We start from the raw sequence: 25,938 nt of genomic DNA, 5'->3' as shown, positions 1-25,938 counted from the left end.
CCTGTCAGCGGCCCCGCGACACGATATTGCGCGCGGCAAAGTTTTGCTTGGGTTTGCACGCCCGCACGCAATGCGTATCCGGGTCGCGATGACCGATCTCGCCATTCTCTACGAGCACCCGCTCTGGTTCGAACCGCTGTTCGCCGCCCTCGACCGCCGCGGCGTCGACTTCACCCGCGCGACGCCCGACGGCTTCTGGGACCCCGCCGACCAGATCGCCCCCGCCCCCGTCGTCTTCAACCGCATCGCGATGTCGAGCTTCCTGCGCGACGACGAGCATCCGATCTTCGACACGATGGCGATGCTCGATCACTGGCGCCGCGCAGGCGCACGCGTGATCAACGGCACCGACGTCCTCGCGATCGACGCCTCGAAGGCGCGGCAATTGTCGCTGATCGCCTCGCTCGGCCTCGCAATCCCCGAGACACGCGTCGTCCACCGCGCCGCCGACGTCGTCCCCGCCGCGCAGACGCTCCGCTTCCCGCTGGTCGTGAAGGCGAACATCGGCGGATCGGGGGCTGGCATCATCCGCTTCGACAGCCTCGAAGAATTGCGCACCGCCGTCGCCGACGCCGGCCTCCCGAGCAGCGTCGACGGCGTGCTGCTGGTCCAGGAATACGTCCCCGTCCGCGACGGCGCGATCACCCGGATCGAGACGCTCGACCGCAAACTCCTCTACGCAATCGAAGTCGCAGGCGGCGGCGCGTTCGATCTCTGCCCCGCAGACGCCTGCGTCGTCCCCGGCTCGGGCATCAAGATGGCCGCGGTCGAGCCCTCGCAGACCTTGAAGGACGCGGCTGAAGCGATCGCCCGCGCGGTCGATCTCGACGTCGGCGGCGTGGAAGTCATGATCGACGACCGCGACGGCGTCGCGCGCTTCTACGACATCAACGCACTGTCGAACTTCGTCGCCAAGCCATTGGATGTGCTCGGCTGGGATCCCCACGACCGCCTCGTCGATTACCTCGTCGAACAGATCGAGAAGGCCCGCTGATGCGCTATGGTTACTGGACTCCCGTTTTCGGCGGCTGGCTCCGCAATGTCCCCGACGAAGGGATGGAGGCGAGCTGGGCGTACACCAAGGCGCTGACGCAGAACGCCGAGCGCTGGGGCTACGACCTGACGCTGATCGCCGAGCTGAACCTCAACGATATCAAGGGCATCGAACAGCCCGCGCTCGACGCCTGGTCGACCGCGGCGGCGCTGGCGGCGGTGACCGACAGCATCGAGCTGATGGTCGCGGTCCGCCCGAACTTCCACCACCCCGCACTGTTCGCCAAGGCGGCGGCGAACATCGACCGCATCTCCGGCGGACGGCTCGCGCTCAACGTCGTGTCGTCCTGGTGGGCGGACGAGGCGAAGCAATACGGCCTCCAGTTCGACCAGCACGACGATCGCTACGCGCGCACCGCCGAGTGGCTGACCGTCGTCGACGGGCTGTGGACCAAGGAACGGTTCGACTTCGCCGGGCAGTTCTACACCACCGAACAGGCGATCTGCTCACCCAAGCCCGCCAAGCGCCCGACCGTCTATGCCGGCGGCGAAAGCGAGAAGGCGAAGGCGATGATCGCCGCGCAGTGCGACGCCTACGTCATGCACGGCGACCCCGCCGACGCGATCGCGCCGAAGATCGCCGATATGGCCGCGCGGCGGGAGGCGGCCGGCGGCGCGCCGATGCAATACGGCATGGCCGCCTATGCGATCGTCCGCGACAGCGAGGCGGAGGCCAAGCGCGAGCTGGAGCGCATCACCAGCGTCACCGAACTCCCCGCGGGCTATGCGAACTTCGACCAGTGGCTGTCCGGCACGCAGCTCGAACGCGAATTGAAGATCCAGGAATACTCCGTCTCCAACCGCGGCCTGCGCCCCAATCTGGTCGGCACGCCCGAGCAGTTGAAGGAGCGTGTCGCGGAATACGAGGCGGCCGGTCTCGACCTGCTGCTGCTCCAGATGAGTCCGCAGGCCGAAGAGATGGAGCGGTTCGCGGTGCAGGTGATGGGCTCCGCATGATCCGCCTGATCGACGTCGTTAAAACCTACCCGGCAAGCGAGGCGGCCGCTCTGGACGGCGTATCGCTCGAAATCCCCGCACGCGGCGTGTTCGGGGTCATCGGCCAGTCCGGCGCGGGTAAGTCGACGCTGATCCGCCTGATCAACGCACTCGAACGCCCGACTTCGGGCCGGGTCGAAGTCGATGGCGTCGACGTGGCGGCGTTGTCGGCGGCGGACCTGCGCGCGCTACGCCGCCGCATCGGCATGATCTTCCAGAACTTCGGCCTGCTGTCGTCGCGCACGGTCGCAGCGAACGTCGCGTTCCCGCTGGTGCTCGCGGGCGTATCCAAAGCCGAGCGCGAGACGAAAGTCGCCGCACTGCTCGACCGCGTAGGCCTCGCCGATCATGCCACCAAATACCCGGCCCAACTCTCCGGCGGGCAGAAACAACGCGTCGGCATCGCCCGCGCGCTCGCCACCGACCCCGACATCCTTCTCTGCGACGAAGCGACCAGCGCGCTCGACCCCGAAACTACCCGCTCGGTCCTGACCCTCCTCCGCGACCTCAACCGAGACCTTGGCCTGACGATCGTCCTCATCACCCACGAAATGGATGTCGTCCGCTACGTCTGCGATCGCGTCGCCGTGCTCGAACGCGGCCGCATCGTCGAGACCGGCGACGTCACCGATATATTCGCCAACGCCACTCACCCCGCGACGCAGCGCATGCTGGCGGCACTGGCGGCATGAGCTTCTTCGCCAACATCGACTTGTCGGACATCGGCCAGGCCTGCCTCGACACGCTGATCATGCTCGGCGGATCGCTGATCCTGACGATCGCGTTCGGCCTCCCGCTCGGCGTCCTGCTCTACCTCACCGACCGGGGTCGGCTGTCGCAGAACCGCGTAGCCAACGCCGTGCTCGGGATCATCGTCAACATCCTCCGCTCGGTGCCGTTCATCATCCTGCTGATCGTGATGATCCCGCTCACCGTGATGCTCGTCGGCACCTCGCTAGGCGTCGCCGGCGCCATCCCCCCGCTCGTCGTCGGCGCCGCGCCCTTCTACGCACGGCTCGTCGAAGGATCGCTCAAGGAAGTCGACCGCACCACGATCGAGGCGGTGCAGGCGATGGGCGCCACCACGCGCCAGATCGTCACCGGCGCGCTGATCCCCGAGGCGCTGCCCGGACTGATCGCCGGCGCCACCGTGACCGCGGTCGCGCTCGTCTCGTTTACCGCGATGGCGGGCGTGGTCGGCGCAGGGGGCCTCGGCGATCTCGCGATCCGCTTCGGCTATCAGCGCTTCCAGACCGACGTCATGGTCGTCACCGTCGTGCTGCTGGTCGTGCTCGTCCAGATCCTCCAATATGCCGGCGACGCGCTCGCCCGCCACTTCACCCGCCGCTAGGAATCGCCATGAACCGCCGCACCTTGCTCGCCTCGTTCTCGCTGCTCGCGCTCGCCGCCTGCGGTGGTGCAAAGACCAACGACGGCAAGACGCTGACCGTCGCCGCGACCGCAGTACCCCACGCGGAAATCCTAGAATCGATCAAACCGACGCTCGCCAAGGAAGGCGTCGACCTCCAGATCCGCGTCTTCAACGATTACGTCCAGCCCAACCTCCAGGTCGAGCAGAAGCAGATCGACGTCAGCTATTTCGAGACCAAGCCGTATCTCGACGAGTTCAACGCTTCGCGCGGCACGCATCTCGTGCCCTATGCCGGCGTCCACGTCGAACCGCTCGGCGCCTATTCGCGCAAGTGGAAGGCGATCGCGCAGATCCCGAACGGTGCGACCGTCGCGATCCCGAACGAGCCGAGCAACGGCGGCCGCGCGCTGCTGCTGCTGCAGAAGGCCGGGCTGATCACGCTCAAGAACCCGACCAATCCGCTGTCGAGCCTCAACGACATCGCCACCAACCCCAAAAACCTGCAGTTCAAGGAACTGGAGGGCGCCACCCTGCCGCGCACGCTCGGCGAGGTCGATCTCGCGCTGATCAACACCAATTACGCGCTCGACGCGAAGCTCAACCCGGTCCGCGATGCGCTCGCGATCGAGGACAAGAACAGCCCCTACGTCAATTTCGTCGTCGGCCTGCCCGGCGGCGAGAAGGACCCGCGGGTCGTGAAGCTGATCGCGGCATTGCGCAGCCCGGCCACCAAGACCTTCATCGAGCAGCATTATCGGGGTGCGGTCCTCCCGGCGTTCTGATACCGGCGCGGGCCTCGTTAGTGTAATTCTGAGGCTCCATGACGGTCGTCGCCGCGTATCTCTATCGCCATGGCAAGCGCGTCCGCGCGGTCTCGATCGATGAAAAGGTCGACTGTCCCGCGGACCGTTCGGAGTTCGTCTGGATCGGCATCTGCGACCCGACCGACGCCGAGATGCGGACGCTGAAGGACCAGTATAACCTCCACCCACTGGCGGTGGAGGACGCGATCAAGGCTGATCAGCTCCCCAAGATCGACGTCTATGGCGACCAGTTGTTCGCGGTCGCCCGCACCGCGCAACTCGAGGGCGACAAGATCGCGTACGGCGAAACCGCGATCTTCGTCGGCCACAGTCACATCATCAGCGTCCGCCACGGCTCGGCACGCTCGCACAAGGCACTCCGCGAACAACTCGAAGCCGCACCGACATTGCTTATCAACGGCGTCGACTACGTCCTCCACGCGATCCTGGATTACGTGGTCGACGGCTATCTGCCGATCGTCGAGAGCATCGAGGACGAAGTGCTGGCGATGGAACAACGCACGATCGACGCATTCCTGGGCCGAGACGAGATAGTCCGCATCTTCGGGCTCCGACGCGAAATGATCCGCTTCCAGCGTATCCTCGGGCCGATGGGCGAGGTCGCAGGCAAGATCGTCCGCCTCGACCTGCCCTGCATCGACACCGAGGCGAAACCGTATTTCAGCGACGTGCTCGACCATGTCCGCCGGGTGCAGACGATGGTCGAGGGGTTGCGCGAAGTGCTGACGTCGGTGTTCGAATTCAGCAACCTGCTCGAACAACAACGTACCGGCGCGATCACCCGCCAGCTCGCCGCCTGGGCTGCGATCCTCGCCGTCCCCACCGCGATCGCCGGGATCTACGGCATGAACTTTGAGAACATGCCCGAGCTGAAAACGGAATACGGGTATTTCGTCGTACTGGGCGTGATCGGTGTCGTCTGCGCCGCGCTATACGTGAAGTTCAAGCAGGCGAAGTGGTTGTAGCGGAACCGATCACCCACTCCGTCATGCCGGGCTCGTTCCGGCATCCACCGATCCGCATACTCGCCAGCCGTCGATACGCGGCACCGTGCCCCCCGGAACTAGTCCGGGGTGACGCGGGGATGCAGCCGTCCCTCTACTGCATCCTCCCCCGCCAGGGGGAGGTGGCTGGCCCTTGCCAGACGGAGGGGGAGGTAAGGGATAACTGTGGTTGCGCGTTCCTCCCCCTCCGTCACCTTCGGTGCCACCTCCCCCTGGCGGGGGAGGATCGAAGAGCAGCTCAAACCTTGACGAGCATCTTCCCCGTGTTCCCACCCGAGAACAGCCCCAGGAACGCATCCGGCATCGTCTCCAGCCCTTCGTGAACAGTCTCCTGCCGTTTCAGCGTCCCCGCCGTCAGCATCCCGCCCATGTCCTTGTAGAACTCCTCGGCGCGATTCATGTAGTCGCTGACGATAAACCCGCGGATCTGAACCCGGTTGCCGATCAGCCGCGCGAGGTACTTCAGCTGCGTCGCAGCCCCGCTGTTGTACACGTCGATCATCCCGCAAACCGCGAACCTGGCGTGCATCCGCGCATGCGCCAGCGCCGCGTCGAGATGCTCGCCGCCGACGTTATCGAAATACACGTCGATACCTTTCGGAGCGGCCTCGCCGAGCGCCTTCACCACCGGCACATCGCTCTTGTAGTCGATCACCGCATCCGCGCCGAGCGACTTCACCCACGCGCATTTCTCCGCACCGCCGGCCGAGCCGATCACCGTCATGCCCTTGGCCTTGGCGACCTGCACGACCGTCGATCCGACCGCCCCCGCCGCCGCCGACACGAACACCGTATCGCCCGCCTTCGCCTCGGCAACCTGAAGCAAGCCGAAATACCCCGTCATCCCCGGCATGCCGAGCTGACCGAGAAACGCCTGCGGTGGTACGTCGAGCGCGGGCAGCTTCTGCACCTGCGCCGCCGGCACCACCGCTTCGTCGCGCCACCCCGCCATGTGCAGCACCATGTCGCCGACCTTGATGCCGTCGTCGTTGCTCTCGACCACTTCGCCGACCGCGCCACCCTGCATCGCCTCGCCCAGCGCGAACGGCGGGACATAGCTCTTCACGTCGTTCATCCGCCCGCGCATGTACGGGTCGACCGACAGCCAACGATTGGCGATCCGCACCTCGCCGGCGCCAAGCGTCGACTGGTCGAGATCGATCATGGCGAAGTCGGTATGCTTCGGCATGCCTTGCGGACGTGCCTTCAGGCTCCATGCACGGGCCATAAACTTGCTCCTGTCTTGATTATTCGTGTTGCGGGTATGGCGAAACGCACACTCAACGCAACCTGCAAAAAGGCCCGGACGTTTCCGCCCGGGCCCCTTTCCGGCTGGCATCACGCCACGCCAGCCAACGCTTTCAACCAGTTAGTACGTGGTCGAACCCGACTTGCCGAGCGTGTCCGACGTCGTGCCAGTGGCGGTGCCGCCGGTCGTCGTGCCGGTGGTCGTGTCGGTGCCCGATGCCGTACCGGTCCCAGTGCTGCCCCTCTGCGTGCTGCCCGTCTGCGAGCTCGAAGCATAACCGCTGGTGCCGGCATCCTTCTTGTCGCCGCCCGTGCGATCGCCGTACTCGAACATCGCCGAGTTGCGCTCTTCTTCCTTCCACGCCGACTTGGCTTCGTCGGCCGACTTCGACAGCGTGACCTTGCCATCGACGGTCTTGATCCAGCGCGACGGGATCGAGTGATGCACGCCGCCCGCATCGCGGTCGTTCTTGGTCAGCAGGATCCGGTCGCCCTTCACCTTGTCGACCGTGCCGACATGGCTGCCGTCGGAGCCGACGACTTCCATATGCTCGGTAACCTGCGACAGCGAGCTACGCTGGCCCTGACGCTCATTGCGCCACGACGAGAACTCGTTCTCGAACTTAGAGCGGTTCTCGTTGCGATATTCGTCATAGTCGCGGTCGAGCGCCGCGATCTGCGTGCTGCGCCAGCTATGGTAGTGGTCGTCGTGCGTGTTCGACGCGCGATTGCCGAACGCACGATTGTCCGAGTTGCCATAGGACCGCTCGTCATAGCGTGCATCGGCTTCGCGGCGACGCTCGGCCTCGTCGTCACCGAACCACGAGCGAACTTCGTCGCCTGCGCGCGCAATGAACCCGCGATCGTCATAGTCATAGCCCTGTGGCTGGCGACCATAGTCACGCCCCTCGTTACGGCTGCCGCCGCGCGAAGAGTTGCGGTTGTCGTCATCGGCATCGCGGTTGCGACCTACGTCCTCGAAGCGACGGCCATCCGATGCGTAGCTACCGTGATATTCGGTATCGCCCGAACCCTGGCTGCGCTGGCCGTAGGACTGCTGACCATAGCCCTGGCCGGAGCGCTGCTGGCCATAGCCCTGCTGCCCGTAACCCTGGCCCGATCCCTGGCCGTAGCGCGACTGGCCATACCGGTCGCCGCCCGATGGCTGCGAGCGATCATTGTGGCCGCCATAATAATCACGACCGCCCTGCTCGCGACCATATTGATCGCCGCGTCCCTGGTCGTCACGCCCCTGATATCCCTGGCCGCGGCCGCCGCGGTTGTCGTCGCGGTCATATTCGCCGGCGGCTTCATATTCACGCGCGCTGGTACGACCATAGCCGCCACCGTCTGCGCGGAAATCGCGACCATAATCGTTCGAGTTCGGCCGACCGTAATAGTCGCCCGACTGGCGATCTCGGGTGTTGCGTTCGTAGACCATAGGAACCTCCTAATTGCTGTCCTGCGGCTGCCGGCCCCGTCGATCGCGGGGTCGTACATTCCGAGGACTACAAGCGCCAAACTGGCGTAATGTTCCTGCGATCGCGGTAACTCGACGGCGACCCGACGCTCCGTTGCGACGACGCGCCGAAGGTCAGTTGACGCGGTCGCACCAACCCGGTTGCAACGCCCAAATCGAGCCGCTAGATCATCGATCCTGGCCTATGGCCAACCGCGCGGGGCCGTAGCTCAGATGGGAGAGCGCCGCAATCGCACTGCGGAGGTCAAGGGTTCGATTCCCTTCGGCTCCACCACGCGCAAAGCCTCTTCTAACTCAGTATTATGCAACGCAGCGTACCTGCGATTCGGTCAGCGAAACCACCATGTTGGTATCGCAAGTGAGTTTCGGCGAACTCGTGCACAGCTTTCCATAACGCTACGGTCGAGGCGGTGAACTTGCGCAGGTACTCGCCACGTAGGTGGGAGTAGCTTGCGCCAGTGCCCTGCTCGCTATGTGGGCCAGCTTCATCGATCTGCGCTTCAGGGACGCCCCGGCACTTGTGAACGCGGTCTACTGGCAGCGCGATATGCCGCGACGACAGCGGAGTAACTCGCCGCGCTGAAGCAGGCCGAGGCCGCTTCGAGGTCTACCGGAGCTACGACGGCGTCGATCGCCGCGGTCAGGACGGCTCAGCCACTACCAGAATAGCGCGATGCGGGTCTTATGCAGTGCCATGACGATCGAGTAGCCTCGCTCGTCAGCTTGCTGCTGGCAAAGCCTGATTCTGCAAACGTGCCCATGCGACTATGTCGTCAAGCGTGTCTTCCCACCGTAAACGGGTCGGAACCCAACCTCTTCGATAAGCCTCGTGGCGTCAGCGCCGATATTTGACGGCTCTGCCGTGCCACGAGGTCTGCCACCGATATTTATCAGGTCACCGCCCCCGAGACGCTGCGTGAGTCCGTCCATCACTTCACGTTGTGGTCCCGCTTTTCCACCGCCAATGTTCACAAGTCCCTGCACGTCGCTGCGGAGCAGGCTCAGGCAGCGACGTCGGATACGTGCATGAAATCCTAAAACTGGGTGCCGTCCGTCAGGTCCATAGGACAGCGGTCGAGTAGCGATGCCATCATTTTGGCAGCATTCGTCCTCGCTTTTCCCCAAGGCCGACAGGAAAAAAGATGCGGCCCCAAGCGAATGGCAGGTTCATTTGCGGGGTGAAGCGATCCAGGAGTTCGAACAAGGACGCCTTGGCCTGACCATGGGGCGTTGCGGGTTCTATCAGGCTCACCCGCTCCTTCATGGTATGGTATCGCCAGCTATATTCGGCGCAGGTTCCCGCAAGGACGGCTCGCTCGCCCCCGTATTCGGCGAAGAGCCGAACCAGGTGAAGGGAGCCCGCAACCCAATCCAGATTAGTTGCGGAATTCCAGTATTTGCTGGGCGTCGTATCCCACGCGAAATGACGAAGATATGTTGCTTCAGCGCGTTGAATTACCCCTTGAACACCCACCTGAGCGGAAATGTCTACATGATAAAAGTTAGCGCCTTCAATTGATGGGTTATTTTGGGCCACAACATGGGCACCCCAACCGTCATGTATCAGACGGAAAACAGCACGCCTGCCAATGAATCCAGAACCTTCGGCAACGAGAACACGCATAGTCATTATTGACGCATGCGTCAGCGCTCGGTCGACCGTAGTTTACGTTCAAACAAACACGTTGGCGGCATTGAATGTTTTATAACAGAACCTCCATAATGTTGATGCCCTGACCTTAACAACGGGTTGCGGACCCATCCTATGCTCGTTACTCGATCACATATAAATCTCAGATGGGCGGTAAGCTTGTCGCGGGAGCATTCCAAGCAGTGAAAGCGCAACTATGCAGAGCCTATCATGTCTTATCTGCTCGGCTCCGGACCCGCTCATTCTCGACGAGCGATCACGGGTGCCGATTGCGCAGAACTTGATGTACCGTTCCGCTACCGCCGCGCAGAATTGCCCAACGGGCGCTCTTAAGATCGTCCGGTGCATGTCATGCGGCTTTGCATGGAACGCCGCTTTTGATCTTGCGTTACTCACTTACGACGAAGACTATGAAAACAACCAATCTTTTTCACCAGCGTTCGAGCGCCATCTTGAGCAGGTCGCGACTGTTATCAAGGATCGTGTAGGTCATGCCTCTGATCTAAACGTTGTGGAAATAGGCTGTGGTCAAGGCTATTTCCTACACAGGTTACAAGACCTCTTGGGTGACCGTATCGGGCAGCTTATCGGTTTCGATCCGGCCTATCGCTCAGATAGCGTGATCCCTTCCGGCGCGCGGGTCGAGCAGGCCTACTTCAATCTCGAGTCCAGCCATCGGGTAGATGCTAACGCTGACGTTCTCGTCACCCGGCACACGATCGAGCACATTGACGATCCCATGGCGTTTCTTCGTTCGATCAGGGCCGTCGCCAAGGAAGGCTGCCCCATTTTTGTCGAAACGCCGACGATCCAGTGGATACTCGACGGGGCGGTAGCGCACGATCTCTACTACGAGCATTGCAGCATCTTCGACGCGGAATGCTTGCGGCTTGCATTGGAGACGGCAGGCTTCGTCGTTCAGGACGTTCAACACGTACTCGACGGCCAGTATCTTTTAGCGACCGCCTACGCTGGAAATCCCACGCCGCAGCACCGTGCGACGCCCGTTCAAAACAGCGGGTATCCAGAGCGCCGCGCCGAGTATGTAGCGCATTGGGCAGATCGGATTGAAAAGGACGGGAAGGACGGTGAGCGCGTGGCGCTATGGGGCGGGGCATCGAAGGGTGTCACCTTGGCGCTGCTGCTCGGCGAGCACGCCAAAGCGATCGATGCGGCTATCGACATCAATCCGGCGCGTTCGGAGTCGTTCATGGCAATGAGTGGCATTCCGGTAATCCTGCCGGACAAGGCGCGGCAATCGGGCATCACAAAAGCCTATGTGATGAATCCTGCGTATTTCGCCGAGATCCAAGATAGCTGCACGGATGCTGAGTGGCCGTTGAAGCTTGTGCCGGTCAAATGACTGACCCGTTACTCGACCGAATAAATCGAGATAGATCGGAACGTGATCCGCTAGCAGGTGCGTTTACCTCGATTAGTGCGCCTCCGTCCTCGAAGAGACAGAATATAGACTCCAGGATGAAAGCATGTAGCCAGATTCTGGAGGCTAGAAATATTCCCACTGATCAGAGCGCACTGCTCATTTCGATTAGTATGCGGTTGACGGTCTTGTCCAATGTGCTTTCGCAGCGTCACGACCTGATCGAACCGGCGGTCAGACGAGTTATCGGTGCCTTTACCTAAGCGATACACTTCTGGAGCTGACAGCTGAGCAGCCCATCATCCTCACAAATGGCGTGCCGGCGTTCGATATCGAGACGTTAGCGGCGAGCATACTCTCAAGAACTGAGGTCCAGGGCCGAGGTTAGGGGGCATGCCAGAAGCTCACCTTCCTGCCTTAAGGCGGGCCATGGTTGCGTTGAGATCGATGTCCTGCTTCACCGCAATATCATGGCATATCCTATGTAGTTGAGTGCCCGCCCGCGCAATCGGCGTTGATATCAAACGACTTTAAGGCTCTACGGTTAAACGGACGCTCATCAGGTTAGCGCCGTCTGCTTGCGAAATAGACCGCCTCATTCAGGATCCTGTCCATGTATTGAACGCCAACCGGCGCCATCTTCCCTGATTTTGGCATTAGATCGATTATGCGTCATCGCCATCGATTTTTTCTGACAGCCGCCAACCGTGTTTCCCCCTGCTTCAAAATTTCTTTATTAATTTCCGCACCAGGCAGAACGTATGTGCATTGGTCCATCTGGCATCGCGCTGATCTCGCAAACTCCTTATACCAACCCGGCGATACTTCTCTTTCGCTCGACCATTCCTTCGGGCACATCATTGAACTGCAGCAATGGGAGCAATCAGACTGCAGAGGTAAAGGGTTCGATTTCCTTCTTCGGTTCCACCAGTGCGCTAACGGCGTTAGGCGCCCGTCTTACTTATACTCTTTGCGGAGAGTCTTTTGACCCGCCGGGGATTTCTGGCGGCAAAATTCAATGGAGAGCTTTCCAGTGTATTACGCGTAGCGCTCGGGAAAATCTGTGTCAGGAGCGCGATTCAGTGCGGCAACCAGGCAGCGCGGTCCAGCCGCCCACTATTTTTGTCTTCCAGACGCCGACAGGTTTCGCGGACCGGATCCGGTATGGTGGTGACGATTGGCGGCGGGTTCATCATCCTCGCGGTCTTTCTTGTCGATCACGACCGAACAGCATCCCCCTCTTCGGACGAAGATACCGCGTTGTGCGGGACAATCATCATCCCGTGTTTGGGCAACGAACCTGTACGGCAGCCGACAATTCCGTTCAGGAACGATGTCGCTAGATAGCCGTATCGACGGTGCATCCCGATTGTCGGGTTCGAGAGGACGTCTCATGAAGTTTACGCATCTGATCGCTGCCGGATTGGCTTTCGCGACGCTCGGCCTTGGCGTTGCCGCTCCGGCCGAGGCGCAGCGCGATCGAGGCTACAGTCAGCAGTATCGTGACCATGATCGCCGGGACGATCATCGCAGCGACCGCCGGGATTTCCGCCGCAACGATCACCGCGGCGATCGTCACGATGACCGGCGTTATCGCGGTCATGACAATGACCGTCGCAACTGGAACAATAGTCGCCGCTGCCGCACCGAATGGCGCAACCATCGTCGCGTGCAGATTTGCCGTTGATGTAAGGCGATCCGACGCGGAGTATAACGCGGCGGCAATAGACGGACGGCGGCATGATGCCACCGTCCGTCCCTGCATGTGAACCCCTGACGAGGATTTGGACCATGAAGCGTTTGTTCGGTGCTGCTGCAGTGATTGCGGCGACCTGCCTTTCCGTTGCAACGCCAGCGCTAGCGCAGTCGCAAGCTGACGATGCACGCTTTGCCGCCGCTCAGGCACGGCTCGACAGCGAATTGCAGATCTTCCGCACGGAATTCGATCGCTATCAGTCGGTCCGCGGCAACCGCGGCGGCTACGCGCCACAGGGCGGCTATCGCACCGCGCCGGATCGCAGTGGCGGCTATCAGGAAGCGTATCCGGACGAGCGCGACGAAGGTAACTACGACCCCTCACGCTACTATCGCGCCGGCCCGAACTATCAGGAGCGCACGCTGTCGACCAACGACCGCGTCTATGCCGGCCAGGACGGCAAATATTACTGCAAGCGAAACGACGGCACGACCGGGCTGATCATCGGCGCGGCCGGTGGCGGTATCCTCGGCAACGTCATCGACGGCGGCCGTTCGCGGATCGTCGGCTCGCTGCTCGGTGCAGCGGCGGGTGGTCTCGCCGGCCGTGCAGTGGACCAGAACAACAGCCAGGTTCGCTGCCGCTGATCGTCGGTCGATCCTCCCCCGCAAGGGGGAGGTGGCGCCGAAGGTGACGGAGGGGGAGGACACGGAACCGAGGTTTCCCCTTCCTCCCCCTCCGTCAGGCGAAGCCTGCCACCTCCCCCTGGCGGGGGAGGATCACAGGCTTTACTTCGCCACCCCGACCAGCTTCTGCGTGAAGTACGTCATCTGCAAAGCCTGCAACCGAGCCCCCTGCTCGATATCCGCATCGCCCGAATGGCCACCCGCCGTGTCCTCATAATACAGATACGGCAGCCCATATTCCTTCAACCGCGCCGCGAACTTCCGCGCATGCTGCGGCCCGACGCGGTCGTCCTTGGTGGTCGTCCAGATATACGGCTCCGGATACGCGACGCCTTTCCTGATGTTCTGATACGGCGAGATCGTCTCGAGGAACGCCTTCTCCGCCGGCACCGTCACCGAGCCAAATTCGTCGACCCAAGACGCCCCAGCCGCGATCCCCTCATACCGGATCATGTCGAGCAACGGCACCTGGATCGTCACCGCCTTCCAAAGATCCGGATGCTGGTTGAACTCGACCCCCATCAACAACCCGCCATTCGACCCGCCATAAATGCCCAGCTTGGCCGGACTCGTCAGCTTCCGCGCAAACAGGTCCTTCGCGACCGCAGCGAAATCGTCGTAGATCACCTGCCGCTTCGTCTTGCGCCCGGCGTCATGCCACTTAGGCCCGAACTCCCCGCCCCCGCGGATGTTGGCGAGCACATACGACCCGCCCCGCTCCAGCCAAAGCTTGCCGGTGCTCCCCGAATAGCTCGGCGTCATCGACACCTGGAAACCGCCATACGCCGTCATGATCGTCGGCGTGGTGCCGTCGAGCGTGATGCCCTTCTTGTGGACCACAAAATACGGCACCTTCGTCCCGTCCGTGGACGTCGCCTCGAACTGCTCGACGACATCCTTTGACGCATCGAACTTGGGCGGCAGAGTCTTGATCGGCTTCGGCGCAGCCCCCGTCGCAGCATCCAGCGAATAGAGCGAGGTCGGCGTCAGGAACCCCGTCACTGTCAGATACGCATCGTCGCTACGATCGGTCGTGCTCGCGACGTCGATCGAGGCATTGTCGGGCAGCGCGATCGGCTTGGCAGTCCAGCCCCCTGCCCCATGCGTATAGACCGACGCGCGCCCACGGGCATTGTCCGACACCACCAGCAACAGCTTCGACCTGGTCAGCCCCATCCCGTCGACCGACTGGCGCGGCCCCGGTGCGAACACGATCGTCGGGTTGATCCTGCCCTTCTCGACCTCGGCGAGCGGCGCCGACGCGACCGCTCCCTCGGGGATTTTCCCCCACGGGTCACTGGTCGAGAAGATCACCTGCCCGTCGATCATCCCGGCCGGAAACGTCCGGTCGGGCAGATCGAGCGGTCGCGTACCCGTCGGCGTCCACACCAGCTTGTCCGCGCCGAAAAAGGTCTTGCGCCGCTGGATCACGATCAGGCGGTTGCCCTTCTCGTCGGTCAGCACGTTGGTCGCGGTACTGCCCTGGTCGGTCGCCGCCCCACGATAGACTTCGGTCGCGGCGGTCAGCGGCTGGCCGCGCTTGAGCGTCTTCATCACGAACGCATAGCCCGACTGGGTCGTCGTCCCCGCCCCCCAGTCGCGCGCGACCAGCAGCGTATCCTTGTCGACCCACGCCGCATCCTGCTTCGACCTCGGCAGCAGAAAGCCGCCTTCGACGAAACGCCCGGTCGAGAGGTCGAACTCGCGGTACGTCACCGCGTCCTCGCCGCCCTCCGACAGCGCGACCAGACACAGCCGCTGCTCGGGCTCGAGGCAGGTTGAGCCCTTCCACACCCACTGCTTGCCCTCGGCCTTGCCCAGCGCATCGAGATCGAGCGCGGTCGTCCATTTTGGCGTGGCGCTCGCGTAATCCGCCGCGCTGGTCCAGCGCCACAACCCGTGCGGGTGATCGGCATCGCGCCAGAAATTATAGATCCGCCCGAACATCTGGTTCGGCATCGGAATACGATCCTTCGCCGACGCGATCGCCAGCGCCTCGGCATAGAAGGTCTTGTAGCGCGGATCGTTCTGGAGCCGCGGCAACGTCTTCGCATTCTCCGCCTCGACCCAGGCCAACGGCTTCGCGCCATCCTTGTCCTCGAGCCAGATATACGGGTCGGCGGCGGTGTTCGTTGTGGTCATCGGTGCGACTTGGGCAAGCGCGGCACCGCCCGCAAGTCCGGCGCCACCGCTCAATATCGTCGCCGCAAGCATCGAAGCCAGAACCCGCATCACCGTATCTCCCTGATTTGCTTGGCGGGATACATGACGAGGTCTATCGCGGTCCGCAATGCAACCGGACCAGATATCCGCCGCCGACGGCCTGCCCAAGCCCCGCCGCTTCGTCGCGATCGCCGCAATTTCGGCAGGCACCGCGCTGACGATCATCGACGGCGGCATCGCCACCGTCGCGCTCCCGACGATCGCGCGCGACCTGCACGTCGGCAACAGCGCGGTGGTAACCGTCGTCACGGTGTACCAGCTGATCCTGGCGATGGCGCTGCTCCCGTTCTCCGGGCTCGGCGACCGTATCGGCCTGAAACGCATGTACCAATACGGCCAGCTGATCTTCACCGTCGCGACGTTGCTCTGCTTCTTCGCCAAGAGCCTGCCGTTCCTGCTCGTCGTCCGCGCCGCGCAAGCCCTGGGTGCCGCGGCGGCGCTCAGCGTCTCGTCGGCACTGATCCGCTCGATCTATCCGACCAAGCAACTCGGTCGCGGGCTCGGCATCAACTCGGTCGTCGTCTCCAGTTCGGCGGCACTCGCCCCAACGATCGGCGGTCTAGTCCTCGCCATCGCTCCCTGGCCCTGGGTGTTCGCCAGCGCCGTCCCGTTCGCGATCGCGTCGCTGCTGCTCGGCCGCGCGCTACCCGAACCGCGGAAACACGACGAACCCTTCGACGTGCTCGGCGCAGTGATGTGCGCGGCGATGATCGGCCTCGTCATCGGCGGCGCGGAAAGCGCGGTCCACGGCGACAGCCCGATCGTCTCCGCGGCGATCGTGCTGACCGGCGCGGTGATCGGCTGGTTCTTCGTGAAGCGCGAGCAAGGCGAGACCAAGCCGATCCTCCCGATCGACCTGCTCGCGCGGCCCGTGCTCGCGCTGTCGGCGATCGGCGCCTACACCGCGTTCATCGCGCAGATGACGCTGCTGCTCTCGACCCCGTTCCGCCTGACGCACGCCTACGGTTTCAGCGCGGCGGAGGTCGGCGCGGCGATCGCGCCGTGGCCGCTCGCCAACATGTTCGTCGCGCCGTTGTCGGGCTGGTTGTCGGATCGCTACCCGGCGGGGTTGCTCGGCGGGATCGGCATGGGGGTGTCGATCTGCGCGCTGCTGCTCATCGCCTACATGCCCGCGGACCCCGGCTATTTCGACATCGCGTGGCGGATGGCGTTGTGCGGCTCGGGCTTCGGGATGTTCATGGCGCCGAACGCGCGGCTGATCATCGGCAGCGCCCCCCGCGAACGCGCTGCGGCGGCTGGCGGCCTGGTCTCGACGGTGCGGCTGGTAGGCCAGACCACCGGCGCCACCCTGGTCGCGGCGTTGCTAGCCATGGGCGTAGGCGCCGGCATGACCCCGCCGCTCGTGGCCGCCGGTCTGGCGCTAGTGGCGGGCCTATGTAGCCTGAGCCGCCTCCGCCCCTCGATCCGCAACCCACCAACCGAGGAAACCCAAGACGTGCAACCCGCGCAACAGACGCGGTAACTCCCTGCTCCCTCTCCCCTCCAGGGAGAGGGTGGGGGTGAGGGGCAGCCAAGCAGCGCTGCGCCTGGAACAGCCCCTCACCCCAGCCCTCTCCCCGCAGGGGAGAGGGAGCAGAAGGAAGAAAAATGTTCACCCGCGAAGGCGGGTGCCCAGTCTGGGTCCCCGCCTTCGCGGGGACACATGCTTTGGTTTGGGACACCCTAACACCGAGAGCTACCACCCCGGCGGAGGCCGGGGCCCAGTTGGCACGTCCGGAATAACGAAGGACAGTCCTTCATCATTACTGTTCACCCAACTGGGCCCCGGCCTTCGCCGGGGTGGCGGTGGGAGAACTACCGGTGCCCCTCAGAAAGCAGCCGTCGCCTTAGCCTCCCCCATCATCGCAGCCCGCACCAAGGGAATCGGCGGTCCCCCATAGCTCAAGAACTCGTCATGAAACGCCTTCCAGGCCTTCCGCCCACCCCGCGTCGCAGTCCAATCCGCCCGCAGTTTCCGGATCATCAACTTACCCATAGTATAATTCAAATAAGCAGGATCATACGTCCCCCGCGCCGCCTGCTGCTTCGCGTTCCCCTCGTCCTGATAACATTCGTCGACGAACATCCGGAACGACTGCTCCTGCGTCATCCCCTTCGCATGCATCCGGATCGCCGAAAGATACCGGCAATCCCGCAGCAACGCGTTCGAGATCTGGCCGACATGCGTCTCCGGATCGCCGTTATTGAGCCCGGCCTCCCACATCATCTCCTCGGCATAATGCGCCCACCCCTCGGCAAACGCATACCCCACGAACAGCCGCCCGAAGAGCGACGGAGACCGGTTCGCATGCAGGAACTGGACGAAATGCCCCGGCATCACCTCGTGCACCGAGGTGAACAGCAGGTCGTTCTTGCCCGGCACGAACGCGTCCTGCACCGCCTTGGTCCACGCGGGATCGGGCGGCGAGATATAGTAGATCGACGGCACGCCCTTATCGAACGGCCCCGGCGGATCGATATACGCCGAGTTCTGCCGGTTATACGGTGGCGATTCCTCGACCAGCGCCTGCTCGGTCCCCGGGATCGTCAGCAGGTCATGGTCCACGACGAATTTCCGCAAGGTCGGGATCTGCCGCCGCGCCTCCGCCACCGGGCCGCCCACCGGCTTGTTCGCGTTCATCTTGTCCATGCACGCGAGGATCGTCTGCCCCTTGGCGAACACGCCGCATGCCTGTGCCAGCGCCGCCTGGTTGCGCTTCAGGTCGGCGACACCCGCCGCCTCGAGCTGGTCGAGCGGCGTATCGACACCCTCGGTCATCGCCACCATCCGCGAGAACTTGTCCGCCCCGAGCGCAAAATCCTGCGTCGCGGTCGCGCGCTGGCCCTCGGTCCACGTCCCCAGATCGCGCATCGCCTTCGACGCCGCCTGCGCCGCGTCGGTCAGTTGCTTCTGCGCCGCCGCATCCTTCACGCCGGCAAACGCCTTCACCGCGTCGCCCGCATAATAGTCCGCAAAGCCGTTGAACGCCGCCGTCCCGTAGTTGACGTAGCTCAGCGGCATCGGCGTCTTGAGGTTCGCCTTGATGTTCCCCGCCGCCGCTGGAATCTTCTGCAGGAACGCCGTCAGCGCCTTCATCCGCGTCGTCGCATCGGCATAGTTGCGCGCGATATACGTGTTCGGATCGAGCCCCGCGCTCACATACCAGGCCGGATTATGGTGCGGCTGGTCGGCATCGTCCAACCAGAACAGCTTCCCCTTGGCGACCTGCACCAGATAGTCGCGCTCGAACGCCTCGTCGGGTTTCAGATTTTTGAACGCCCCCGCCTTGTCAATCGCGCCATGCAGGAAGTCCGCCTGCCGCTTGAGCCCCGCCGCGCTCCAGTCGCCCAAGCCGCCGTCATATTCGTGCTTGCCTTGATAGACCGCATTCGCCGGGTCGATCTTGAACCAGCCGTCGATGAAGCCATCGCGGAACCCCGCCCAGTCGCCCGTCGCAGCGGTCGTCGACGCGGCAGGAGCCTGCGTATTCGCGGTCGTCTGCGCAGGGCCGCACGCGCTCAAGGCGAGGACCGCGCCGAGCGCCGTCGTCAGAAGTCCGATCCGCATCCTGTCTCCAATTCCGATTCGTCTGGGACCATGCTGCCAGTCGAAGCCTCGGTACGCCAGCGTGCGGAACGGCGGGCGCGATGAGCCGTTGAACGCACACCTCCCTAGAGAGACTGGATAGCTTGATGCCCTACGTAAAAACCCGTGACGGTACCGATATTTACGTCAAGGACTGGGGCACGGGACGCCCGGTGATCCTGACGCATGGCTGGCCGCTCAACGCCGACAGCTGGGACGCGCAGGCGATGGCGCTCGCGCACGCCGGCTTCCGCGCGATCGCGTATGACCGCCGCGGGTTCGGTCGCTCGGGCCAGCCCTGGACCGGCTACAATTACGACACGCTGACCGACGATCTGGCCGACGTGATGGAAGCCACCGGCGCGAATACCGACGCGACGATCGTCGGCTTCTCGATGGGCGGCGGCGAGATCGCGCGCTACATGAGCCGCTACGACGGCAAGGGCGTGGTCGCCGCCGGGCTGATCTCGTCGGTCGTGCCGTACATGCTCAAGACCGACGACAATCCCGACGGCGTCGACGAGGAAACGCTGGCCAGCATCGGTGCGAACATCGAGGACGATCGCCCGGCGTTCTTCAAGACCTTCCTCCAGCAATTCCTCGGCGTCGGATTCATCACCTCGCCGGTCAGCGACGAGGTCGTCGACTGGGTGTGGAGCCTCGCGATGCAGGCGGGCCTTCACCCGACGCTGGAGTGCGCCAAGGCGTTCGGCCACACCGACTTCCGTCAGGATCTGGCGGCCTTCCGCGTCCCGACGCTGGTCGTGCACGGGACGAGCGACAAGACGGTCCCGATCGACGCCACCGGCCGCGCCGCCGCCAAGGGCATCGCGGACTCGCAGCTGGTCGAATATGACGGCGCCCCGCACGGCCTGACGATCACCGAAAGCGATCGCTTCACCAACGACCTGCTGACGTTCCTGGGTCGGTAACGCCAGCCTAAATCCTCCCCCGCCAGGGGGAGGTGTCGCGGAAGGTGACGGAGGGGGAGGACGGCGAAACAGAGGTTTCCCTTTCCTCCCCCTCCGTCAGGCTGGAGCCTGCCACCTCCCCCTGGCGGGGGAGGATTAGAAACTCAATTCCCCAGTGGGACGATTACCTCGTCCGGATGCGCGACGTTCAGTTCCTTGCGGACCATCTCGTCGACCATATCCGGGTTCGCATGATCCGGGTTCAGCAACGCCACCCGGTTCTTCAAAACCTCACGCTTGCGATCGAGCGCGGCATAGTCCTGCTCGCGCTTCGCAAGCTGGCGCTTGTAATCGCCATACGCGAACATCCCGTTGGGCCCGAGCACGGCATACGCGCCGAAGAACGCCATCAGCGTCAGCCCCAGCGCCGGCCACGCGGCCTTGCGCATCGTCTTCCGCAACTTGCTGGTCTTCGTCGTCACGCGTGCCATGTCGTCCTCCGGTACTCCAAACTCCGTCTACCACTCACCCCGTCACCCCAGACTGGTTCCGGGGTCCACCGTTCCGCAAACTCACGACTATCGAGATTTCGGGACCGTGGATGCCGGAACAAGCCCGGCATGACGGAGGGTATGGTTGGAACCTATCAGCCCCCGATCAGGATGTCGCGACCCGCATAGCGCGCCGCGTCGCCCAGCTCTTCCTCGATCCGGATCAGCTGGTTGTACTTCGCCAACCGGTCCGACCGAGCAAGGCTGCCCGTCTTGATCTGACCGCAGTTCGTGGCAACCGCCAGATCGGCAATCGTCGAATCCTCGGTCTCACCCGAACGATGCGACATCACCGCGGTGTACTTCGCGCGCTGTGCCATCGACACCGCCTCCAGCGTCTCGGTCAGCGTGCCGATCTGGTTGACCTTCACCAGCAGCGAATTCGCGATACCCTGGTCGATCCCACGCTTCAGACGCTTCGGGTTGGTCACGAACAGATCGTCGCCGACCAGCTGGACCTTGTCGCCGATCAGGTCGGTGAGCGTCTTCCAGCCCTCCCAATCGTCCTCGCCCATGCCGTCCTCGATCGAGAAGATCGGATAGCGCCGCGTCAGATCCGCGAGATACTCCGCCATCTCGGCGCTTTCGAGGATCCGGCCCTCGCCCGAGATGTCGTACTTGCCGTTCTTGTAGAACTCGGTCGCCGCGCAATCGAGCGCGAGCATCACGTCCTCGCCAGGCTTGTACCCAGCCTTCTCGATGCTCGACATGATGAAGTCGAGCGCCTCGGTCGTGCTGCCGATGTTCGGTGCGAAACCACCCTCGTCGCCGACGCTGGTCGACAGGCCCTTCTCGCTCAGGCCCTTCTTCAGCGTGTGGAAGATCTCCGAGCCGCAGCGGACCGCCTCGAGGATGTTCGACGCGCCGACCGGCACGACCATGAATTCCTGGAAATCGATCGGGTTGTCGGCATGCTCGCCACCGTTGATGATGTTCATCATCGGCACCGGCAGCAGATGCGCCTGCACGCCGCCGACATAACGGTACAGCGGCAGGCCACGCGCTTCGGCCGCAGCCTTGGCGACGGCGAGGCTGACCCCGAGGATCGCGTTCGCGCCCAGCCGGCCCTTGTTCTCGGTGCCGTCGAGCTCGATCATCGCGCGATCGAGGTCCGACTGGTCCTCCGCGTCCATGCCGAGCACGGTGTCGGTGATCTCGTCATTGACCGCGTCGACCGCGCCGTCGACGCCCTTGCCGCCCCAGCGGGTCTTGTCGCCGTCACGACGCTCGACCGCCTCGTGTGCGCCGGTCGAGGCGCCCGACGGCACGGCGGCGCGGCCGAAGCTGCCGTCTTCGAGCAGCACGTCGACCTCCACGGTCGGATTGCCGCGGCTGTCGAGGATCTGGCGTGCATGAAGGTCGATGATTGCGGTCACGTAACGATGCTCCTACAAATCCCGGTGCCGGGTCGTTCGCGCCGCCTCTACCGTCTCACGCCATATCGGGCAATCGCGCGCGCTTCGGGAACCGCGCTCCAACGACGGTGTTGAGGGCGTAACAATTCTGAAAGGGACCGTCATGGCCGACACCAGCGTAAACGACACCGTCAACGACCTGAAAACGATTGCGAACGAGGTCGGGACCGAGCTCAGCAAGACGATCGATAACGGCGATGTCTCGGCCAAGGCCGGCGACGCCAAGCAGGCGATCAAGGACGGTGCGAACAAGTACACCGCGCAGGCGACCGACAAGGTCCGCACCTTCGCCGAGGACGGCAAGGCACGCGCGAGCGGTGCCCTGGAGCAGGTCGCCCAGTTGCTGACCGATGCCGCCGGCCAGGTCGATGAGAAGCTCGGGTCTCAGTACGGCGGCTACGCCCGCAGCGCCGCCGACAGCGTCTCGGGTTTCGCCGACCAGGTGAAGGCGAAGGACATCGACGAGCTATTCGACGATGCGCGCGAACTCGTGCGCAAGTCGCCGGCCATCGCGGTGGGTGCAGCAGCGGCCATCGGCTTCGTTGTCGCGCGACTGGTGCAGTCGGGCGTCGATGCCAACTCGAAGGTCTGACGTCTTGGTCGATCCACTGACGTTCACGACCGGCGAAGACGAGAGCCTCGTGTCGATCGTCGGTCGCCTGGCGACCGAGACGAAGAGCCTCGCGACCGCGGAAGTCGCTGTCTACAAGGCGAAGTTCGGGGAGACCGCCAGCGCGTACAAGTCGGCCGCGATGTTCTTCGCGGTCGCCGGCGTGCTGGCTTTGGCCGCGCTGATCGCACTGCTGGTCGGTGCGATCTTGACGGTGGCGACGCTGGTGGGGCCAGGATGGGCGACCGCCATCGTCGTGGTGGCCGTCCTCGCAGTGGCGGCGATCCTGGCGATGATCGGCAAGTCGAAGCTTCAGACGAAGAGCGAGCCCGTATCATGACATCCGCCAAAGTCGCCGCCGCAGAGATCGAATCGGCTCTCGCCCGCCAGCGCGTCATGATGACGCTCGGGCAGTTGCAGGACCGGCTCAATCCGCGGAAGCTCGCGCTGAACGCCAGCCGCGACGTCGCCGATGCCGGCACCGCCGCGCTCAGCGCCAGCGTCGAGACCGTGAAGCGCAATCCGGGACCGACCGCGGGGTTTGCCGCAGTCGCCGGACTGTTCCTCGCGCGCCACCGGATCGTCGGACTCTTCCGCCGCGGGCGGTGACCGCCCTGACCACGGTCACAATATTGAAACCTTGAAGTCCCGGCTCGCGTTGAACCCTCATTGCATTGAACGGCGAGCAGCTTGCCACCAGAAGGACATTTTCCATGACCGACGCAAAGACCACTGCCAACGACGCCGCCCACGAGACCGAGAGCCGCCTGCGCGAAGGCCTCGACACGGTCCGCGAGACCGCATCGAAAGTCTATCACGACGCCGGCGACAAGGCTTCCGAGGTTCTCGAAGTCTCGCGCGAGAAGACCAAGCGCGTCGTCAACAACCTCGAATCGAACCCGCTCGGCATCCTAGTCGGCGGCCTCGCTGTCGGTGCCCTCGCCGGTGCGCTGCTTCCGCGGTCTGCACGCGAGAAGGAACTGCTCGCCCCCGTCGGCAAGCGCCTCAGCGAGACGCTCGTCGCGGCGACCGCGGCCGCCAAGGACGCCGGTCGTTCGGAACTCGGCGAGTTGGGCCTGACCAAGGACAATGCACGCGACCAGGCCAAGGGCTTGCTCGAGGGTATCGTCAAGGCGGTCACCACCGCTGGTACCGCAGGTGCGAAGGCGGTTTCGCAAAAGCCTGCCGTCTGAGGGTTCAAACCGCGGGTCGAACACGCTAGGGAGGCGGCAACCCCCTCCCTAGGAAAGCAAGCGCATGAGCAAGCTCCACCTCGTATTCGGCGGCCGCGTCAGCGACCCGCGCACCCTGGATTTCAACGATCTGAGCAAGATCGAGTTCGTCGGCGTATTCCCGGATTACGCTAGCGCCGAAAAGGCTTGGCGTGCGGCGGCGCAGCGTACGGTCGATGACGCCGAGATGAAGTTCGTGGTCGTGCACCTCCACCGGATGCTCGAGCCGAACCTGGGCGCCACTGTCGCCTGAACTACTCCTGAGCCGTCATTCCCGCGGAGGCGGGAACCCATACTGGCTGACGTAGCGATCTGATCGCGGCGATATAGGCTATGGATCCCCGCCTTCGCAGGGATGACGGTGATATGTGTGGCAGCACATCTGCATTCGCCAACGTAAGCTTGTGCTCATGACCTAGCGAAACTGGCATAGCGCAAAACAACTTGCCCTCACCCTTCCCACGGCCAAGCAGCCGCGGGCCCCTTCCCTCTCCCGTCGGGAGAGGGAGAGACGCCAAAGGCGGCGATGGGTGAGGGCACGCCAAGCAGTGCTCCCCGCACCCATCGCGTTGGCTCGTTGACTGACGCATTCCGCTCACCCGGCGCTCTCCCCAGATAGGGTAGACATTCGCCGGTACAGCCAACGAAGGCGTACAAACGCGCCCTTCCCCCCTTACCGTTCGTGCTGAGTAGAGACCGAGTAGGCTCAAAGAGCCGTATCGAGGGCGCGTATCGAAGCATGGGTTCCGAGCGCCAATATCCTTCGATACGCCGCTTCGACAAGCTCAGCAGCTACTCAGGACGAACGGTGGAGGTGTGGGCGTGGGTGTGGGTGTAGACTAGCGTGGGGCGGCGAGCGCTTGTCAGGGACAGGGCGCTCAAGCCGCGCGGTAGTGCCAGAGCAACAACGGCCGCGCCAGCACCAGCCCTGCCAAAAACCCGCCGATATGCGCGCCAATCGCAATCGGCCCACTCGCCCCGACCGAGGCGCCAAACCCGGCCAGCCCCATCAGCAACTGGATCCCGATCCAAGCCGCGGCCAGCCATACTACATGCACGACCCCAGCCGGCACCGGCCCGATCGCCTGCGCCCGCCGCTCGCCATACAAAAGCGCATAAGCCCCAACGACCGCCGAAATCGCGCCCGAAGCGCCAATCATGGGCGCGGTAGAGTCAGGCCCGAACGCCCAATGCCCCGCCGCCGCCGCATACGCGCCCAGCACATACAGAACGACCAACCCGACAGTCCCCAGCGCCTTCTCGACAAACTGCCCGCAATACACCAGCATCACGAGGTTCAGCGCGATGTGCGCCCAACCGCCATGAATCAACGTCGCGGTCAGCGGCGTCGCCCAGGACGGCACGACGAACATATGTTCGCTCGGAATACCGAGATCGGTCATCCGCAACGGGATGAACCCGGCATTCACCGCCCAGTACCCAAGCGACCCGCTCAGCACCAGGAATCCCGAGACGATGACCGTCACGATCGTGATGATCGCCGTCGCCCGCGTCTCGAAGAATTGCATGAGGCTCAGATGAACTCGATCTTGGAGACGACGTAATACCGCTCGCCGGCCGGCACCGTAACCTCGACCTCTTCGTCGAGTTTCCGCCCAATCAGCCCGCGACCCAGCGGCGAATTATACGAGATCCGCCCGGTCTTAGCGTTAGCCTCGGTCTGGCCGACGATCTGATACTTCACCGGCTTGTCGTTTTCGTCGAGCAACGTCACCGTCGCGCCGAACACGACCTTGTCGCCCGACAGGTCCTTCGGGTCGATGATCTGCGCGCGGCTCAGCTTGTCCTCGATGTCCGAGATCGATGCCTCGACCTGGCCCTGACGCTCCTTCGCGGCATGATATTCCGCGTTCTCGCTCAGATCGCCGTGCGCGCGCGCCTCTTCGATCGCGTCGACGATCGTCGGACGTTCGGCTTTCAGGCGCTTCAGATCCGCGCTCAGCGTCTCATAGCCTTCCTGCAGCATCGGCATCTTTTCGACGGTCGCCATCATCTCGT

The 25,938-nt window shown here is 63.7% G+C and carries 25 protein-coding genes and 1 tRNA gene; 16 read left to right on the top strand and 10 right to left on the bottom strand.

Features of this window, described 5'->3' with window-relative positions:
* The first annotated feature begins 88 nt into the window (after positions 1-88).
* The 6 genes from O6W96_RS18130 to O6W96_RS18105 are packed head-to-tail and all read left to right on the top strand — an operon-like array spanning position 89 to position 5,210.
* A complete protein-coding gene (locus tag O6W96_RS18130; protein WP_353470810.1) occupies positions 89-994 on the top strand; it encodes an ATP-grasp domain-containing protein in 906 nt (301 codons plus the stop codon).
* Entirely contained in the window at positions 994-2,010 is a 1,017-nt protein-coding gene (locus tag O6W96_RS18125; protein WP_353470809.1) for an LLM class flavin-dependent oxidoreductase, read from the top strand. The genes O6W96_RS18130 and O6W96_RS18125 overlap by 1 nt, the downstream gene beginning before the upstream one ends.
* Entirely contained in the window at positions 2,007-2,741 is a 735-nt protein-coding gene (locus tag O6W96_RS18120) for a methionine ABC transporter ATP-binding protein (protein WP_353470808.1), read from the top strand. The genes O6W96_RS18125 and O6W96_RS18120 overlap by 4 nt, the downstream gene beginning before the upstream one ends.
* Entirely contained in the window at positions 2,738-3,400 is a 663-nt protein-coding gene (locus O6W96_RS18115) for a methionine ABC transporter permease (RefSeq protein WP_353470807.1), read from the top strand. Before O6W96_RS18120 ends, O6W96_RS18115 begins: the two co-directional genes overlap by 4 nt.
* Before the next feature lie 8 nt (positions 3,401-3,408).
* On the top strand, positions 3,409-4,203 hold the full coding sequence (locus tag O6W96_RS18110) for a MetQ/NlpA family ABC transporter substrate-binding protein (RefSeq protein WP_353470806.1): 795 nt from the start codon (positions 3,409-3,411) through the stop codon (positions 4,201-4,203).
* Between the two features lie 38 nt (positions 4,204-4,241).
* Positions 4,242-5,210 carry a magnesium and cobalt transport protein CorA gene (locus O6W96_RS18105; protein WP_353470805.1) on the top strand — a complete coding sequence of 323 codons (969 nt, stop codon included), beginning with the start codon at positions 4,242-4,244 and terminating at the stop codon, positions 5,208-5,210.
* A gap of 277 nt (positions 5,211-5,487) precedes the next feature.
* Here O6W96_RS18105 and O6W96_RS18100 read toward each other — a convergent pair whose 3' ends face one another.
* Both O6W96_RS18100 and O6W96_RS18095 read right to left on the bottom strand, forming a co-directional pair.
* A complete protein-coding gene (locus O6W96_RS18100; RefSeq protein ID WP_353470804.1) occupies positions 5,488-6,477 on the bottom strand; it encodes an NADP-dependent oxidoreductase in 990 nt (329 codons plus the stop codon).
* 141 nt (positions 6,478-6,618) lie between these two features.
* Complete coding sequence (locus O6W96_RS18095) at positions 6,619-7,938, bottom strand: DUF2171 domain-containing protein (RefSeq protein ID WP_353470803.1); 1,320 nt, start codon at positions 7,936-7,938, stop codon at positions 6,619-6,621.
* A 237-nt stretch (positions 7,939-8,175) separates the two neighbouring features.
* Here O6W96_RS18095 and O6W96_RS18090 point away from each other — a divergent pair.
* Positions 8,176-8,251, top strand: a tRNA-Ala gene (locus O6W96_RS18090).
* A gap of 816 nt (positions 8,252-9,067) precedes the next feature.
* Here the strand turns inward: O6W96_RS18090 and O6W96_RS18085 are convergent.
* Entirely contained in the window at positions 9,068-9,607 is a 540-nt protein-coding gene (locus O6W96_RS18085) for an NAD-dependent epimerase/dehydratase family protein (RefSeq protein WP_353470802.1), read from the bottom strand.
* A gap of 367 nt (positions 9,608-9,974) precedes the next feature.
* On the opposite strand from O6W96_RS18085, the gene O6W96_RS18080 reads away from it, so the two are divergent.
* Positions 9,975-10,991: a class I SAM-dependent methyltransferase gene (locus O6W96_RS18080; RefSeq protein ID WP_353470801.1), complete on the top strand. Its 1,017-nt coding sequence runs from the start codon at positions 9,975-9,977 to the stop codon at positions 10,989-10,991.
* Positions 10,992-12,348: 1,357 nt separating this feature from the next.
* Here O6W96_RS18080 and O6W96_RS18075 read toward each other — a convergent pair.
* Positions 12,349-12,612: a hypothetical protein gene (locus O6W96_RS18075; protein WP_353470800.1), complete on the bottom strand. Its 264-nt coding sequence runs from the start codon at positions 12,610-12,612 to the stop codon at positions 12,349-12,351.
* Between the two features lie 188 nt (positions 12,613-12,800).
* Between O6W96_RS18075 and O6W96_RS18070 the strand changes: the two genes are divergently transcribed.
* Positions 12,801-13,352 carry a glycine zipper 2TM domain-containing protein gene (locus O6W96_RS18070; protein WP_353470799.1) on the top strand — a complete coding sequence of 184 codons (552 nt, stop codon included), beginning with the start codon at positions 12,801-12,803 and terminating at the stop codon, positions 13,350-13,352.
* A gap of 141 nt (positions 13,353-13,493) precedes the next feature.
* On the opposite strand, the gene O6W96_RS18065 is transcribed toward O6W96_RS18070, so the two are convergent.
* Positions 13,494-15,623: a prolyl oligopeptidase family serine peptidase gene (locus O6W96_RS18065; protein WP_353470798.1), complete on the bottom strand. Its 2,130-nt coding sequence runs from the start codon at positions 15,621-15,623 to the stop codon at positions 13,494-13,496.
* A 58-nt stretch (positions 15,624-15,681) separates the two neighbouring features.
* Here O6W96_RS18065 and O6W96_RS18060 point away from each other — a divergent pair, with 58 nt between their 5' ends.
* Positions 15,682-17,097, top strand: coding sequence for an MFS transporter (locus O6W96_RS18060; protein WP_353470797.1), 1,416 nt, complete (start codon positions 15,682-15,684; stop codon positions 17,095-17,097).
* Between the two features lie 345 nt (positions 17,098-17,442).
* Here the strand turns inward: O6W96_RS18060 and O6W96_RS18055 are convergent, their stop codons facing one another.
* A complete protein-coding gene (locus O6W96_RS18055; RefSeq protein WP_353470796.1) occupies positions 17,443-19,182 on the bottom strand; it encodes a DUF885 domain-containing protein in 1,740 nt (579 codons plus the stop codon).
* Positions 19,183-19,307: 125 nt separating this feature from the next.
* Between O6W96_RS18055 and O6W96_RS18050 the strand changes: the two genes are divergently transcribed.
* Positions 19,308-20,132, top strand: coding sequence for an alpha/beta fold hydrolase (locus O6W96_RS18050; RefSeq protein ID WP_353470795.1), 825 nt, complete (start codon positions 19,308-19,310; stop codon positions 20,130-20,132).
* 143 nt (positions 20,133-20,275) lie between these two features.
* On the opposite strand, the gene O6W96_RS18045 is transcribed toward O6W96_RS18050, so the two are convergent.
* Positions 20,276-20,602, bottom strand: coding sequence for an FtsB family cell division protein (locus O6W96_RS18045; RefSeq protein WP_055878455.1), 327 nt, complete (start codon positions 20,600-20,602; stop codon positions 20,276-20,278).
* A 155-nt stretch (positions 20,603-20,757) separates the two neighbouring features.
* Positions 20,758-22,038, bottom strand: a complete 1,281-nt coding sequence (gene eno, locus O6W96_RS18040) for a phosphopyruvate hydratase (protein WP_121884554.1) — start codon at positions 22,036-22,038, stop codon at positions 20,758-20,760.
* 142 nt (positions 22,039-22,180) lie between these two features.
* On the opposite strand from eno, the gene O6W96_RS18035 reads away from it, so the two are divergent.
* From O6W96_RS18035 to O6W96_RS18015, 5 genes are all read left to right on the top strand, one after another.
* A complete protein-coding gene (locus O6W96_RS18035) occupies positions 22,181-22,669 on the top strand; it encodes a hypothetical protein (protein WP_353470794.1) in 489 nt (162 codons plus the stop codon).
* A gap of 4 nt (positions 22,670-22,673) precedes the next feature.
* The gene (locus O6W96_RS18030) at positions 22,674-23,027 is read left to right on the top strand and encodes a phage holin family protein (protein ID WP_353470793.1); all 354 of its coding nucleotides are present in this window, start codon (positions 22,674-22,676) and stop codon (positions 23,025-23,027) included.
* Positions 23,024-23,296, top strand: a complete 273-nt coding sequence (locus O6W96_RS18025) for a hypothetical protein (RefSeq protein ID WP_056486297.1) — start codon at positions 23,024-23,026, stop codon at positions 23,294-23,296. The genes O6W96_RS18030 and O6W96_RS18025 overlap by 4 nt, the downstream gene beginning before the upstream one ends.
* A 104-nt stretch (positions 23,297-23,400) precedes the next feature.
* Positions 23,401-23,880, top strand: a complete 480-nt coding sequence (locus tag O6W96_RS18020; RefSeq protein ID WP_060526862.1) for a hypothetical protein — start codon at positions 23,401-23,403, stop codon at positions 23,878-23,880.
* A 64-nt stretch (positions 23,881-23,944) separates the two neighbouring features.
* Positions 23,945-24,172: a DUF4170 domain-containing protein gene (locus O6W96_RS18015; protein WP_056051043.1), complete on the top strand. Its 228-nt coding sequence runs from the start codon at positions 23,945-23,947 to the stop codon at positions 24,170-24,172.
* Positions 24,173-24,797: 625 nt separating this feature from the next.
* Here the strand turns inward: O6W96_RS18015 and O6W96_RS18010 are convergent.
* Positions 24,798-25,448 (bottom strand): rhomboid family intramembrane serine protease, encoded by a 651-nt coding sequence (locus tag O6W96_RS18010; protein WP_093399389.1) that lies wholly within the window; start codon positions 25,446-25,448, stop codon positions 24,798-24,800.
* A gap of 5 nt (positions 25,449-25,453) precedes the next feature.
* Positions 25,454-25,930, bottom strand: coding sequence for a transcription elongation factor GreA (gene greA, locus O6W96_RS18005; RefSeq protein WP_056052861.1), 477 nt, complete (start codon positions 25,928-25,930; stop codon positions 25,454-25,456).
* Positions 25,931-25,938: the final 8 nt, after the last annotated feature.

The organism is Sphingomonas faeni, assembly GCF_040407495.1.
Lineage (GTDB): Bacteria > Pseudomonadota > Alphaproteobacteria > Sphingomonadales > Sphingomonadaceae > Sphingomonas > Sphingomonas faeni_D.
This window is presented reverse-complemented; position numbering and strand designations above follow the sequence as displayed.